The sequence below is a fragment of the Bacillus cereus genome, from assembly GCF_015071065.1.
Taxonomy (GTDB): Bacteria; Bacillota; Bacilli; order Bacillales; family Bacillaceae_G; genus Bacillus_A; species Bacillus_A cereus_BA.
In genome coordinates this window covers 355465-369883 of record NZ_VOVA01000003.1, presented here as the reverse complement: position 1 = coordinate 369883, position 14419 = coordinate 355465, and the positions used below count along the sequence as shown (strand labels likewise).

Here is a 14419-nt window from a genome sequence, read left to right as displayed (position 1 = left end):
TTTGTAGCAATATAAAGTTTCGGAAGATTTTAAAATTCTAAAAAATTAGAAGGTATAATTCGATAAATATAGAATTTAATACATAGCAAATAAGGAGGGGATTAAATGGACGTCTTTCACGTAACGAGTAGAAAAAGGGAAACATACAACGTTCACATGAGGTATTCGATACTTTTTGAATGTGCACTTGGCATTGCGGCAATTACTCATAAAAGGTTAATCGACACGCTTGAAAAATCTCAAAGCGAATGGGAAGAAATTAGACAATCATTATCGGTAGAGATGAGAGAGCATTTACAGTTTGTAGAAGAAAATAATACATGGAAAGCATTGCTTCAGTTATTGTATGAGGGAGATTTTCAGGATCTATCACAGTTTATTGCAAATATCGATTCACTTTCAGAAGAAGATTTAAAGTATATATGTTTACCGTTTTTAGGAGAAGCGTATCAAGCGAAAAGACGTTTAGCCGCAAGCGGAGAAGTATCTGTAGTACATGAACTAAAGGAACTGACACATGATCATCAGTTTTTTTCTACGTATATTAGCTTTATATGTAATGGCGATGTACAAGAACTAAAGGGCCATTTAATCGCCGTTATGACAGGTTGGTATGAGAGTGTTATTAAGAAAGAGGAAGAGCAACTGCTCTCTATATTAAAGCGAGATTATGAAGCAAAAAATGAAATGAATAAAAAGATGAAACCGGAAGAGTTTGTCGAGTGGGCTACTGGCGGAGTGAACTATATGCCAGAGCCAAGTGTTCATCACGTACTTCTTATCCCGCAAATGACGTACAGACCGTGGAACATAGAAGCTGATATTGAAGATACGAAAGTGTTTCATTATCCGGTCGCAAATGAAAGTATACATCCGGAAGATCCATATGAGCCGAGTTATTTTTTAGTTCATAAACATAAGGCGCTCGGGGACGAGGCAAGGCTTCGTATTGTAAAACTACTATTTGAACAAGAGCGTACGCTGCAAGAAATAACGGAAAGATTACAACTAGGAAAATCGACAGTACACCATCATTTGAAACTTTTACGTTCAGCAAAGCTAGTTGATATTCAAGACGGAAAATATGTGTTGAGAAAGAAAGCAGTGCAGTCTTTAGCGAAAGAATTAGATGTATTTTTGAATAGATAATATACAACGAGAATGTACATAAAGGGAGGAATTTAATAGAAAAGTTGGTGAGCTTTAGTGAAAAATGTATTGAAAAATCGTTCATTCTTTTATATGTGGATTGGTAGTGCAATTTCAGAATTAGGCGGGGCTTTCGGGACGTTATGTAATTCAATTCTTGTATATGAGTTAACAGGATCGAAAACAGCATTAAGCAGTATGTGGTTACTATATCTAATTCCTTCTCTCATACTGCAACTTATAAGTGGGCCATTTATTGATAAATGGAGCCGAAAGTGGATTATGATTTTTTCGCAGTGGATGCGGGCCTCTGTTTTCTTACTGCCTTTAGTAATGCTTGTTACTAACAGTGTAGAAGTGTGGCACGTTTACGTTGTTCAAATTATAGTAGGGCTCATTACGCCGCTTTATACACCCGCCAGTCAAGCGATTACACCGAGCATTGTAAGTAAAGAGCAGCTTCAAGATGCAAATGCGTATATTGATGGGATGACTCGTCTTATGATGTTTCTAGCGCCAGTATTAGGTGGTATCGTCATTAATTTTATTGGAATGAAGCTAACACTATTTTTTGTGTGTATTTGTCTATTTATAAGCGGAGGATTATTGCTTTTCATAAAAGAAAAGAGGGTACAGCAAGAACTTCGAAAAACGTGGCTAGAGCAATTTCTTCACGGGTTTACATACTTTTTCACAAAACCAATAATCGTTTGGCTCGGTGTATTTCTTACTTTCGTACAGTTTGGAGTAGGGGTAACGATGGTCACAAACCTTCCTTATATAAAAGATGAGCTGTCAGCGGGATATGCGGAGTACGGTTATTTTATGGCAGGTTTTCCACTTGGCTATGTAGTTGGTTCCATGTTAGTTGGGAAGGTGAAGTATAGAAGCCGTCGACTACTTATGCTTGGAGGATTGTTCGTAGGGGGACTTACTTACATTTCACTAGGTTTAAATAATAGTATTATTATTGCCATTGTAATCGAAATAATTGCCGGTATATGTATTGCATTTTTCAATGTTCATAACACGACGATATGCCAACAAACTGTCCCGAACAATATGATAGGAAAAGTATTTTCAGTAAGATTATTCTTCATACGATCCGCTATGCCATTAGGTGTGTTATTAGGAGGAATACTGAGTGAAATGTGGGGAATAAGAGTATTATACTTTATCATCGGTTCGATTATTTGTGTCACTTCTTTAATAGGAATATCGCTTCCGTATTTCAAATTTTTAGATGAGGCGATTGAGGAGAAATCAGCATAATTCTAAAAATTAGAAACTTTATAATTGAAAATAATTATCATAATCAATTATAATAGAAGAATACTAGTATTCGTATTACAAAGAGGGAGTGGATTATATGTTTATCGAAACAAAGACATTTACAGTAAAAGAAGGTACATCTAATATAGTTGTGGAGCGTTTTACAGGAGAAGGAATTATTGAAAAATTTGAAGGATTCATCGACTTAAGTGTTCTCGTAAAAAAAGTAAGACGCGGAGATGAAGAAGTTGTAGTTATGATTCGCTGGGAATCGGAAGAAGCATGGAAGAACTGGGAAACGAGTGAAGAGCACTTAGCTGGACATAGAGCGGGCCGCGGTAAGCCAAAACCAGATCATATCATTAAGGTTGAACACGGTGTTTATTATGTGAAATCATCGAAATCGGCTTATCAACAGTCGTAATATATAATGAAAAAGAGAGGATATTTGTTTTTTATAAAACAGATATCCTCTCTTTTTGATTTATAGTAAAATATGGATGTTAGATATGTTTATTTTTTAGTTATAAATGGAGGTAAATAAAGTGAAAAAAATGTTATTAATGGCTGTTTTAGCAACTACATTATTATCAGCGTGTAGTGATAATGATGTGAAAGAAGAAGCATCTAAACATGAAGAAAAACGTGAAAACAGTGCAAAAATAGTAGAGCAAAAAGAATATATCATTATTGATAAGAATTATAATGATATATTTCTAAAAGATTCTAGCTCAAATAAAGAAGATAGTGTGAAAGTAAGTTTAAGTAATTTAAATTCAACAAAATGGAAGGCACCTAAAAGAAACGGTATCCTAGATATAGGTGATCATATTTATTTGGAAAAAGAAGAGGATAAATATACACCTACATTAGTAAAAGATCTTGTAGGTGAAATAAAGTATGATGGTTCAATTAAATATAAAATTTTAGAAGCAACTAATAAGTCAGTAAAGTGGTTTCCATTAAATAAAGAGAACAATGGAGGGTATGTTCCACCAGAGATGGTAAAAGTAATGAATGCTTCGAAAATAAAAGCTGGAGATATTGTAACGATTCAAGATAATAGAAAAAGTAGTGAAGACGCAATTGTGTATGAACTGACAATTGTTGAATAAGTTGGAAGAGGGCTAAGGTATAAAGGAAGTAAATATGTTACAGTCACGAATAACTCCCATAATAATATGCCTGGAGGTTATCAATGTTAGAAGTTCGATTATCTATTAAATATGAGAAGCATAAAAAATTAGTGCAAACAATTTTAAGCGAATGTTTATCTAGAGATAAAGTAAACGGATTCATGCTCATCGGATCTGTCGCAAGAGGCGATGCATATCCTGAATCTGATTTAGACTTCTATATTCTTTTAGAGGACGGACAAAAGAAGAAATTTCATTCCGAAACGAGAGAAGATATTTTAGTTGAATATAAGTATGCAGATTTTAATCAAATTCAATTAAACTTTAAAAATAATCCAATGGAATTATACTCTTTTTTAGAAGGGGAAATTTTAATTGATAAGAGCGGTGAGTTAAAAAAGTTAAAAGAAATAGCTAAACATGAATTTGAAAACTACCGTGTTCCTAATGATAAAGTAAAAGGCATTTTTCATTGGTTACATAGTTCTCTAATTAAAATTCAGTCTGCTTTGAAAGCAAAAGATGGGTTGAAAGCTTCATACATAGTTCATACATCAACTTGGACATTGCTAGAGGGAATATGGGCTATTAATAACAAGCCAGTACCTCCAGCTGGATCTGTTTTGAAGTATATGCAAACACTATCTAATAGACCGAATAATTTTGATGAGTTGATTAATAAGATGTTTTTAGGGGATACGCCAGAGCGGATTTTTTCAGCAGTTTTCTTGATTGAGTGGGTTTTACTCAATTTGGAAAATAAATAATATGGTTACTACAATTGTCAATTTGTATAGGTAAATCAATATTCCATGTTAAGTCGTTCATATAATTTCATTCACTGCATTTCAAATGCTGCATAAAAAACGTTCTAGGCTACAGGAAAAAGTATTAGATTATTAGAAAATAGTTGTAGATTGAACGCTTGAATATCTTTCCTTAAACAATCAAGTGTTATTAATATGAGTCTACATAACCCCTGTTTAAAAGGAGATGAGTGAATGAGGTTGAATCATTTGAATTTATGTGTTGATGATTTATCAGAAGCGAGACATTTCATTGAAGTTTCTTGCCTTGACTATAGAAACGGTAAGAAAGTTTCAAAACTTAATAATAATCATCAAGAGTAATTGTTTGAAGGGGGTTGTTACCATAATGCTCGATCTTCAAAAAGATAAATTTAATCATTTGAACAAGTCCCACTTAACAGGTTAACTAGCTGTTTTTTGAGTTAAGGTAAATAATAGGGGGAATATGTTGGTATTAACGCGTTGGATTGAAATAAAGTTTAATCAAAAAAACTCTAGAAACCCATATTATATGGTAAATAAGAATAATCCATTTTGAACAAAGATTGATCAAAATGGATTATTCAATAGCGGTGTTAAGTTATAGATTTATAAAAAAAGTTTAATCATTTTCTACTCTTGATTTTTAAAAATCGCGTCTGGTGTTTGAGAAAATATATATATTTTCTCAAAGAGATTGGTTATATAGAAAAATTCATGGTCACATTTAAGTTGTTTACTTCACAATCAGTGAGCTAGGCCAAAAAACATAATTCTTAAAATACAAATTCGTTCAGGAGCTGAAACCCAATATTTTCTTTCTGTTAAATCATTTATGATGGACCTATGAGATTTCACCAAAGTCTAGTGTACTTCCTGTTTCTACTAAAGTCTTTGTATTATTTAATATCATCCACCAGGCCTTGTTGCTGTTCTCATAATAAGGATCATCTTCTTTCCATTGGTCATGAATGAGTATTAATTTCGTACATGATCCAATAGGCTTTAGAATATAAGAAATTCTTGACTCAAATGCACGATCATCTTTCATATAAGACTTTCCAGGATAGTGAGTAAATCGAAGTAACTGATTTGGTTCATATTCCAATACGTTTCCGTATACATGCACCGTTTCATCTCCATCTAATCCAGGACCTACATATTCCAAGAGATCGCCCACTTGAAATGTAGATCGAATGATGGACCCATAATAAATTTGTTTTGTACCCTCAGGAGAGGTCAATGCCTTCCAAACTGCCTCTGGTGAGCCTGCAATATAAAATTCATACATCAAATTCTTCATGATTTTTATACCTCCTAAAAATTTAATTCGCTACATGTACATTATAAAAAAACTTCACTGACAATTACGGTCAGTGAAGTGAAGGGTTTTTATAATGATTGAATAATTCAAAGCTGATAGTTGCCAATCTTTCTTGTAATAAAGTTGGTTCCAGAATGCTAATAGATTTACCATAAGGGAGAAGGAAGTAAGGTACAAAAGTATGAATAGATTCTATATCAACCTTAAAAAGAGCGTGATTGTTTTTTCGTTCTATTAAAGCATGGCTAAATAACCAATGCTGACATAAATCATCAAGCGCATGCGGCGTACCTTGGATACGGACAGAAATGAGTTCTTTAAGTTGGTTTGAATCAGGTAAAATGTCTTTTAGAAAGAAAGAACGCGCTGAAAATTCCAAGGGCCGATCAAATTTTTTATCTGTTCTGGATAATGATTGAATACGATCGATTCGAAAACTTCGAATTTCTTTACGCAGATGGCAATAAGCCACTGTGTACCACTTGCCTTTCCAATAAACAAGGCCATAAGGATCAATATGACGTGATTGAGGTTCGATTTCTCCACCCTTACGATAAATAATAAATAACCTATAACTTTCGGCAACAGAAATTTCTAAATCTTGAAGAATAGATTTCAAAGAGGGTTCGACAGTAGGATGGATGACTTCAAACCCTCTTAAATGACGATTGATATGATTCAATTGTTCCTCGTTTGTATACATTTTCAATTTAGAAATTGATGCATCTAGCGCTTCACTAAAGGGATACCCTGCATCTATTGCAAATTTTGCAGCATGGACAAGCGCTTTCTGCTCATCCAAATTAAAAAACAAAGGTGCCTTTGTAAACTCATTCAGTAAACTGTACCCACCATTATGCCCTGCATCTGAAATAATTGGTACTCCACTTGCACACAGAGCATCAATATAGCGGTACACCGTACGAATACTGATTTCTAATTCCTCTGCTAATTCCTTAGCAGTCAATTGTTTTCTCGTTTTGAGGAGCCATAAAATAGAAAGCATGTTAACCATTTTAGACATATGTAGGTATTCCTTTCACTAAGATTCAAGATAAGCATTCTGCAGTAAAAAATAAATTTATTGAAAAATTAAATTTCAAATGTAAACTTATATAATATCATTTCGTTAATCACTTGACAGATTATTCTCTGAAGAACATTCTACATCATTATAAAATATTTGGCTTCTCTATTAATCATATTCTACTTACACAATCTGGCCCTTTAGTGGAGTAACTTTATTACTACTTAGCGCTTTCTTAATCCGCCTTTCAGTTCCAATCTTCTTTTCACTTTTCACCATAAACACCGTGACTTTATTTAAAAGCGACACAATAAAGTTCAATTTAATAGACTTTTTTTAATGGAACGCCAAAGCAAAAAGAAGCGCCTTTTAGTCAGAAATCTGACTTATAAGACAGATTCTTTAAGTATCAATCTAATCGGATTTCAAATTCAAGCACAGCTTGATCTTTCGTAAACGGCATACTTCGGTCTTTAAATCGTAAGCTTATTCCAGATAGATTATCAGGAAGGGCAGGAGATACAACGAAATGATGGCTCATATGTCCATCTGTGCCGCCACCACCTTCTGACCAGCAATCGTATGTATCATCTATTGATAATTGAAAGAAACTATAAGGTTTATCTTCATTAAAAACTTCATTTGTGGAATCCCAATCGCTATATAAATAAACTACACTAGCATTAGAATATTGACGAATAAAGGTTACAGTATATACTGTTCCTTTATATTCATAAGTTTTTAAAATGGGTATATGTTTTTTAAACTTAGTCGGTTCAACCCGTGGTTTAAATTCCTCTTCATCCATCATAGTGGAGAACAATGAATTTAAATAGTCTGGATAAAATCCGTTCTGCTTTGCCCAATTAGAAATAGCCTCATCATGTGGAAAGCCCGGATTCCCATTCGAAAGTTCTTTTCGTTCTTTTAATAGGGCGCAAATTTTTTCATCGATAGAGTATAAGCGTTCATCGTAATGGTCAGTAGGGCGTTCAAAAGGCATTCTTTGCATAATCATTCCTCCTTTTCTATAGCTTAACAAAAAAGATAGACTAATACATTTGAAAATATATAAATATTAAGTGTAAAGATAGTAAGGATACGCCGATTATATCAGCAAATTAGTGGGGATTTATCCCGCAAACCCTCCAATAATTAAAGTTTCACTTTATCATTATTTTGAAAAATATAGGAAGACTTTTTGAAGATAGAGTCCATATGATTGTAGACGGTAGCGATATTGATTGTTTGAAATATGATTTAGAAAGAAAAGTTAAAGGAATGCATCGTAATCAAGGTGATGTTTTGTATGATAAGTTAAAATCTAAAACAAACCATTAATGAACTAGAGTATAGTCACCTTAAACCAAATGTTGTAGATTTAAAATAAAGTTTGATAAAAAGGTCTATTTTTTAGGGGAATTGCTTATGCATACAATAACACTAATTTTTTGTGTACTGTTGCTATAAACTTTTGCGAGAGTTGGAAAATAGATTCGCAAATCAACCGGGTTTTCAACCTGATGTGGTGATGAGGTGCGAAACTATTATGAGTGCAGTGAAATAACTAGGAGGTTTTCACTATGACAGCTTCATATAAAGCTATGGCGTTCCAGCTAAAAACGGAACGACTCGACCTGAATATGTGGGAGGAAACTGATGCGGTCTGGCTGAGAAAATTAATTGGCGAACGTGGTGTGGACATGCCAACCATTGAATCTATTCGTAGCGATCTTATTGAGATGCGCAAGAAAGCAGCTGAAAATGGTATTTCTCTTCTCACTATTCGTAGACGAGAAGAAGGCGATTTCATCGGATACTGTGGCTTAATCATCGGTCGTTCCACGCTGGAAGAGCCGGAGATTGCATACGAGTTGTTCCGCAGTGCTCATCGCAAGGGTTATGCGACAGAGGCAGCATCAGCTGTGCTGGAGGCAGCGATTGCTACGGGGCGCCAAAGACTTTGGTCAACTGTAGGTGCTTGGAATACGGCGTCCTTTCGGGTATTAGAAAAGATAGGGTTTCATCGGCATCATAGTACGTGGGGTGAGCGTGGTGAGATTGTTTGGAACGTACGCGATCTGTAGAGGTTTGACCAAATTCGGAACAATGAAAAATGTAAAAGAAAGCCCATATGTTAGGTTACTTAGTAATCTAACATATGGGCTTTTCCTTATAGTAAATATTGATTTTGTATATATTTAAGTGTAAAAGTCTGTTGTTTATTTTAATTTTTCACATCATCATATAGTTCCAGTGCTTCTTTCACATTCAATCTATTTTTAACAGTGCCATGTATCGCTTGAATCAGCGCAGTTGGGTGTTCAGATTGCCATATGTTTCGGCCCGCCAGTGGGCAGGGCATGTGCTCGTAATTTTTTCGAATCCTTCGCAGTAACACGTTTTAATAATATGGGCTATTAATAATAAGCCGGCCCCTCCAGTTGGATTTGTTTTAAGGGTATATTCAAGCATTACCTATTAGACCGACTCATTTTGATGAGTTACTTAATAAAGTGTTCTTAGGAGATACGGCAGAGCGGATTTCTTCAGCAATTTTCTTGATTGAGTGGGTTTTAACCAATTTGGAGAATAAACAATAGGGCTACTACGATTCTCAATCTTTATCAGTAAAGTGATATTCCGTGTCGAATTGCTCATATAATTTCATTCACTGCATTCCAAATGTTGCATTAAAAAAACGTTCTAGACTATAGAAAAAAGTATTAGACTGTTAAAAAATAGTTGTAGACTGAACACTTATGAGACAGCTCCTTTATTTATTAATCTAACTTAATTTCAAATTCAAGCACAGTTTGATTTTTCATAAACGGCATACTTTGCTCTTTAAATTGAAAGCTTAATCCAGATAGATTATCAGGAAGGGCAGGAGATACAACAAAATAGTGACTCATATGTCCATCTGTGTCGCCACCACCTTCTGACCAACAATCGTATGTACTATCAAGTAATTAAAATATTGCGAAAAATGGGATATTTATGTGTTAAAATAAATATAGACAACCATGTATTAACTATCGGCGGTTAATAGAATAAGGGTGTAAATAGTTAATAATGTCACAATTAAAATGCAACTAGATAGTTAGGAGGAATAATCATAATGGATACTACACAACAAAACAGTAATGCATGGGATAAGAAGGTTGAAGAAGGTTCTAGATACACGCAACCTGTAAGTAGCGAGGTTATTGAAAAAAGTAAATCAGGTGAATGGGAAATTACAGTCACCACGGAAAAATCAGTTCCTAGAAATTGGTTTCCAAAATCATTAGAAGGATTAAAGATACTTTGTTTAGCATCGGGTGGAGGGCAACAAGCGCCTGTTTTGGCCGCCACTGGAGCAGATGTAACCGTTACTGATATATCTAAGAAGCAATTGGAACAAGATGAAAAAGTTGCGGAACGAGATGGATTAACTTTAAAAACAGTACAAGGGGATATGTCAGACCTTAGTGATTTTGAAGATGAATATTTTGATATTGTCGTAAATCCTGTTTCTAATTTGTTTGTAAAAGATGTTCATCTTGTATGGAATGAGGTTTCAAGAGTTTTAAAGAATAAAGGTATTCTTATTTCTGGATTTACAAATCCTTTACTATGGATTTTCGATGACAACCAAGAACAAAAAGGTATTCTTGATGTGAAACATTCAATACCTTCATCAACATTGGATTATTTACCAGAGGATGAAGTTCAAAATTACATCAATTCAAATCAAACAATAGAATATGCACATACTCTAGAAGATCAAATCCAAGGTCAAGTTGAAGCTGGTTTTGTTATAACGGGTTTTTACGAGGATGATTTTGGTGGAACAAGGATATTAGATAAGCATATTAAAACTTTTATTGCTACAAAAGCTATAAAAGTAAAGATTGATTAAAAATTTTGGCTTGTTACAAAGGGAAAAGGATGGCACTTGCCATCCTTTTCCCTTTGTATTTTGAGCGTCAAAAGAAGTTTTACGCCTCTTAACTGAACAAAATACAAAGTCTGTCTTTCTACATTAATTCTTCACATCACCATATAGTTCCAGCGCCTCTTTCACATTCAATCTATTTTTTACAATGCCATGAATTGCTTGAATCATCGCAGTTGGATGCTCAGATTGCCATATGTTTCGGCCCATGTCTACTCCGATTGCGCCTTCTTGCAGCGCATTGTACGTAATGTTTAATGCGTCTTCAATTGAATCTAGTTTTGGACCTCCCGCGATTACGACTGGGGCAGGGCATGTGCTCGTAATTTTTTCGAATCCTTCGCAGTAATACGTTTTAATAATGTCAGCTCCCATTTCAACGCATACGCGGGAAGCGAGTGCTAGAAAGCGAGCTTCACGTTTTTGTAGTTCTTTCGCAACGGCGGTAATACCGAGTACTGGCAGGCCGTAATCGTGAGCTTCAGAGACTACATTTGCGAGATTTGAAACAGTTTGTGTTTCATAGTCTGATCCAACAAAGACAGAAACGCCGACGCCAATTGCGTTTTGTTTTACTGCTTCTTTCACAGGTGTAACAATTGTTTCATTCGCTAAATCTTTGCCAACTACAGTTGCCCCGCCTGATACACGCATAACCATCGGTGTGCTGCAGTTTTCAGGAATGCAGGAGCTGAGTACACCTCGTGTTAAAAAGAGGGAATCTGTATATGGAAGCAAGTTTTTAACTGTCTCAAGTGGTTGTTCTAGTCCGTGAATTGGTCCTAAAAAGTAGCCGTGATCTATCGCTAACATAACTGCTCTGCCATCAGGTAAAATTGTGTTTAATCGATTTTTAAATCCCCAAGTCATTAGGAATCACTCCTTCGTTAATGTTGGATTTTCAGTTTGTACTGTATCTTTATTTGGTAAATGTGGTGACTTTATAAAAACAGCTTTAAAAGGCTTATCGGAATGGTTAATAAGATAATGAGATTCATGAGGTCGAACTTGCAAGACATCACCTTGTTTGATCGGAACTCTTTCGTTATTAACATAGAAATCTATTTCGCCTTCTAACGCATAGAAGACTTCTTCGCACGTTGTATGATAATGATTTTGAAACTCTTGCCCAGGCTGAATAATGACTAGGCCGAGATCAATATTCGGACCTTGTATTAAATATTTAGGCCCGTTATCACCGAAGCGATAGGTGAAATCATCTTCATTCACTTTAAGCATAGAAATCACTCCTTTATGTAATGCGTTACAGTGCGCCCGGGGCAATCCACATATGTGATGTGAAACCTTTATCGGCTAAATAAAGTTGGCTAGCATACACTGTTTTCCATGTTTCATAGAATCCTTTATAAAGCTCATGATTTTCAGCGTTTGGCTTAAATGTGTTTTCCCACTGTACAAATTGCTCGGCAGTTTCTACCATCGATTCAAAAATGCCTACGCCAACTCCAGCGGCAATTGCCGTACCTAAAGCAGCGGCTTCTTTTACAACGGGTACTTTAACAGGGATTCCGAGGACATCTGCTAAGATTTGTGGCCAAAGTTTTCCTTTAGCAGCTCCGCCAGCAAAGATTACTTCAGAAGGGAATTTACCTGTGAGAGTTTCTATTAATTTCAAGTTGCCGAGTGTAACGAAGGCAGCATTTTCTTCTATTGCGCGGAACATTTCTTTCTTACCGCATGTTTCAGCATCTAAACTTAAATTCAAAAAGGATGGTGCAGCGTGACGCCATGAAATATAATTCATTACATTTGAAAAAGTAGGGATTATACCGTGTGAGCCGGCGGGTACATCTTTCGCTTGTTCTTCTAGTAATTCATAAGCATCTACACCGAGTTTTTCAGCGAGCCTTTTTTCTTCTTGGCAAAAAGCATCTCGAAACCACCTCATAACAAGGCCAGGGAAGAAAGCGATTGTTTCGTATTGCCATAGGTTAGGAATGACGTGGCAATTTACACGAATCGCCGCATTTGGATCAGTTTCTGGTTTTGTTATATTTACTTCTTGTTGCCAAAAACTGCCCCCGCATATGAATGTTTGTTCAGGCTTTACAACTCCAGTTCCAAGCGATGCCATTTGTGCATCTCCGCCGCCAGCAACGACCGGTGTTCCTTCATGTAATCCTGTTAATTCAGAACTTCGTTTTGTAATATTCCCGATAACTGTACCAGCTTCATTTACTTTTGGAGAAAAGGCTAGAGTAAGACCGCATTGCTCAGCAACCCAGTTATCCCAAGCTCTATTTTGTAAATCGAATATACCGGACGTACATCCATTTGAAGAATCAATTTGCAGTACGTCGCACAATTTATATAAAATCCAATCGTTTAACATCGTGAAGGAATGAATATTTTTGTACACGTCTGGTTCATGTTTTTTAATCCAAAGTAAGCGAGGTAAAGCACCTAACGAAAAAGTTTGACCGGATTTTCTATATAAATCTTCTTCAATTTCGGAACGAATTTGTTTTAATTCACTAACTTCAGCTGATGCGCGGCCATCAACATTTGCACAAGCCCATATTTCTTGCCCATTTTTATCGTATAAAACAAAACCTTCTCGCATACTCGTTGCACTAATACCTTTAATAGAAGAGGGGGACATATTACTTTTTTGAAGAACATCCTTCGTACATTCTTGAACGAGCTTCCAGTTTTCTTTTACATCAAAATTCATAGAACCAGGGTAACGACTATCTGATTTATGAACCCATTCTTTTTGACTTACTGCAAGTTGATTCCCTTGTAAATCAAAAAGGACTGCTCGAATACTTCCTGTACCAGCGTCGTAAGCTAATAAAGAGGACATTAAGAGTCACCTTCCTTTCTTAATAAGGAGAGGGCAGTTTCTTCATCGGTAATTAATGTATGAATGAATTTCCCTTTTAAGGCACCATAAATTGCATCTAACTTTTCCATGCCGCCAGCTACACCAACTACATGTTTCATATTTTGAAGAACAGAGAGTGGTGTGCCGATAAGACGGTTATGATGGGGAAGCTCTAATTGTTTTCCATCAGTATTATAAAATTGACCTAAAATATCTCCGGCTCCGTTCTGACTACGTATATATGTCATTTCATGTAGCGTTAATTTTTCTTCTTTCACAATTGTGGCGTCTTGAGATAAACCGCCAATGCCGACTACTGCTGTATGAGCAAGTGAAGCGACGTGAAGCATATCTTTCACGCTAGGTTCTGATAGAATACTTTGCGCCATTTCGGTTGTGGATGCTAGAAAAGGAGTAGGAATAATGTGAAGATCACCTTGCATGTAGTGTAAATAGTTTTGTTTTCTTGGGAGATAGTGGTTTACTCCGCCTGTTAGCGTTACGATTGAAAGATTCATAGAGCTATCAAAATGAATATTTTCTAGCATTTTACTTAGCGTCTCTCCCCAGCCAATCCCAAGTAAATCTCTTTGTTGCAATTGAGTTTCTAAATATTGTGCGGCAGCTTTTCCGAGTGAAAATGCATAATCCTCAGTTGGAGTTGGAATAACGAAAGCATCTTTTAGATGGAATTTTTTTATAAGGTCACGTTCGATGCTTAAACAGTGCAAACCAGTACCTTTTACGTGAAATGTGACGACACCTTCCGTCCGTGCTTTATCTAACAACCGAACGACTTTATTTCTTGAAATGTAAAGAAGTGAAGCGATTTCTTGCTGGGTTAATTGATCTTTATAATAGTACCAAGCTACTTTTGTTAACAAATTGTCTTCAAAGTTCAGCTGTGACATACTCTTCATCCCTTCCAACAATTG

General features: G+C 35.6%; 15 protein-coding genes and 4 pseudogenes. 10 read left to right on the top strand and 9 right to left on the bottom strand.

Annotated features, from left to right (window positions below; all coding sequences use genetic code 11):
• Positions 1 to 105: 105 nt before the first annotated feature.
• The 6 genes and pseudogenes from FT637_RS12625 to FT637_RS30600 all read left to right on the top strand — a co-directional run.
• Positions 106 to 1149: an ArsR/SmtB family transcription factor gene (locus tag FT637_RS12625; protein WP_193646585.1), complete on the top strand. Its 1044-nt coding sequence runs from the start codon at positions 106 to 108 to the stop codon at positions 1147 to 1149.
• A gap of 57 nt (positions 1150 to 1206) precedes the next feature.
• Positions 1207 to 2421 carry an MFS transporter gene (locus FT637_RS12620; RefSeq protein ID WP_193646584.1) on the top strand — a complete coding sequence of 405 codons (1215 nt, stop codon included), beginning with the start codon at positions 1207 to 1209 and terminating at the stop codon, positions 2419 to 2421.
• A 97-nt stretch (positions 2422 to 2518) separates the two neighbouring features.
• A complete protein-coding gene (hmoA, locus tag FT637_RS12615; protein WP_000469495.1) occupies positions 2519 to 2845 on the top strand; it encodes a heme-degrading monooxygenase HmoA in 327 nt (108 codons plus the stop codon).
• Positions 2846 to 2951: 106 nt separating this feature from the next.
• Positions 2952 to 3536 carry a hypothetical protein gene (locus tag FT637_RS12610; protein ID WP_193646583.1) on the top strand — a complete coding sequence of 195 codons (585 nt, stop codon included), beginning with the start codon at positions 2952 to 2954 and terminating at the stop codon, positions 3534 to 3536.
• Between the two features lie 83 nt (positions 3537 to 3619).
• Positions 3620 to 4324 carry a nucleotidyltransferase domain-containing protein gene (locus tag FT637_RS12605; protein ID WP_193646582.1) on the top strand — a complete coding sequence of 235 codons (705 nt, stop codon included), beginning with the start codon at positions 3620 to 3622 and terminating at the stop codon, positions 4322 to 4324.
• A 234-nt stretch (positions 4325 to 4558) separates the two neighbouring features.
• Positions 4559 to 4621: pseudogene (locus FT637_RS30600) on the top strand (VOC family protein); the annotation flags it as partial.
• Positions 4622 to 5189: 568 nt separating this feature from the next.
• Here the strand turns inward: FT637_RS30600 and FT637_RS12600 are convergent.
• The 3 genes from FT637_RS12600 to FT637_RS12590 all read right to left on the bottom strand — a co-directional run bounded on the left by FT637_RS12600 (position 5190) and on the right by FT637_RS12590 (position 7708).
• Positions 5190 to 5648, bottom strand: a complete 459-nt coding sequence (locus FT637_RS12600) for an SRPBCC domain-containing protein (RefSeq protein WP_193646581.1) — start codon at positions 5646 to 5648, stop codon at positions 5190 to 5192.
• A gap of 70 nt (positions 5649 to 5718) precedes the next feature.
• Positions 5719 to 6693: a helix-turn-helix transcriptional regulator gene (locus tag FT637_RS12595; RefSeq protein WP_193646580.1), complete on the bottom strand. Its 975-nt coding sequence runs from the start codon at positions 6691 to 6693 to the stop codon at positions 5719 to 5721.
• 412 nt (positions 6694 to 7105) lie between these two features.
• On the bottom strand, positions 7106 to 7708 hold the full coding sequence (locus FT637_RS12590; protein ID WP_193646579.1) for a chorismate mutase: 603 nt from the start codon (positions 7706 to 7708) through the stop codon (positions 7106 to 7108).
• Between the two features lie 206 nt (positions 7709 to 7914).
• Here FT637_RS12590 and FT637_RS30310 point away from each other — a divergent pair, with 206 nt between their 5' ends.
• Together FT637_RS30310 and FT637_RS12585 are read left to right on the top strand one after the other, a co-directional pair.
• Positions 7915 to 8037, top strand: coding sequence for a hypothetical protein (locus FT637_RS30310; protein WP_264675734.1), 123 nt, complete (start codon positions 7915 to 7917; stop codon positions 8035 to 8037).
• Positions 8038 to 8279: 242 nt separating this feature from the next.
• Complete coding sequence (locus tag FT637_RS12585; RefSeq protein WP_193646578.1) at positions 8280 to 8783, top strand: GNAT family N-acetyltransferase; 504 nt, start codon at positions 8280 to 8282, stop codon at positions 8781 to 8783.
• Positions 8784 to 8923: 140 nt separating this feature from the next.
• On the opposite strand, the pseudogene FT637_RS12580 reads toward FT637_RS12585, so the two are convergent.
• A pseudogene (locus FT637_RS12580) lies at positions 8924 to 9114 on the bottom strand (3-hydroxy-5-phosphonooxypentane-2,4-dione thiolase); the annotation flags it as partial.
• On the opposite strand from FT637_RS12580, the pseudogene FT637_RS12575 reads away from it, so the two are divergent.
• Positions 9107 to 9299, top strand: a pseudogene (locus FT637_RS12575) (DNA polymerase subunit beta); the annotation flags it as partial. The pseudogenes FT637_RS12580 and FT637_RS12575 overlap by 8 nt on opposite strands.
• A gap of 180 nt (positions 9300 to 9479) precedes the next feature.
• On the opposite strand, the pseudogene FT637_RS12570 reads toward FT637_RS12575, so the two are convergent.
• Positions 9480 to 9665, bottom strand: a pseudogene (locus FT637_RS12570) (hypothetical protein); the annotation flags it as partial.
• A gap of 152 nt (positions 9666 to 9817) precedes the next feature.
• On the opposite strand from FT637_RS12570, the gene FT637_RS12565 reads away from it, so the two are divergent.
• On the top strand, positions 9818 to 10600 hold the full coding sequence (locus FT637_RS12565) for a class I SAM-dependent methyltransferase (protein WP_193646577.1): 783 nt from the start codon (positions 9818 to 9820) through the stop codon (positions 10598 to 10600).
• A gap of 123 nt (positions 10601 to 10723) precedes the next feature.
• Here FT637_RS12565 and lsrF read toward each other — a convergent pair whose 3' ends face one another.
• From lsrF to FT637_RS12545, 4 genes are read right to left on the bottom strand one after another with little or no spacing between them, the layout of a single operon-like run.
• On the bottom strand, positions 10724 to 11506 hold the full coding sequence (gene lsrF, locus FT637_RS12560; protein WP_193646576.1) for a 3-hydroxy-5-phosphonooxypentane-2,4-dione thiolase: 783 nt from the start codon (positions 11504 to 11506) through the stop codon (positions 10724 to 10726).
• A gap of 6 nt (positions 11507 to 11512) precedes the next feature.
• Positions 11513 to 11875 (bottom strand): cupin domain-containing protein, encoded by a 363-nt coding sequence (locus FT637_RS12555; protein WP_002110494.1) that lies wholly within the window; start codon positions 11873 to 11875, stop codon positions 11513 to 11515.
• 25 nt (positions 11876 to 11900) lie between these two features.
• Positions 11901 to 13463, bottom strand: a complete 1563-nt coding sequence (gene lsrK / locus FT637_RS12550; protein WP_193646575.1) for an autoinducer-2 kinase — start codon at positions 13461 to 13463, stop codon at positions 11901 to 11903.
• Positions 13463 to 14395 (bottom strand): sugar-binding transcriptional regulator, encoded by a 933-nt coding sequence (locus FT637_RS12545; RefSeq protein ID WP_193646574.1) that lies wholly within the window; start codon positions 14393 to 14395, stop codon positions 13463 to 13465. The genes lsrK and FT637_RS12545 overlap by 1 nt, the downstream gene beginning before the upstream one ends.
• Positions 14396 to 14419: the final 24 nt, after the last annotated feature.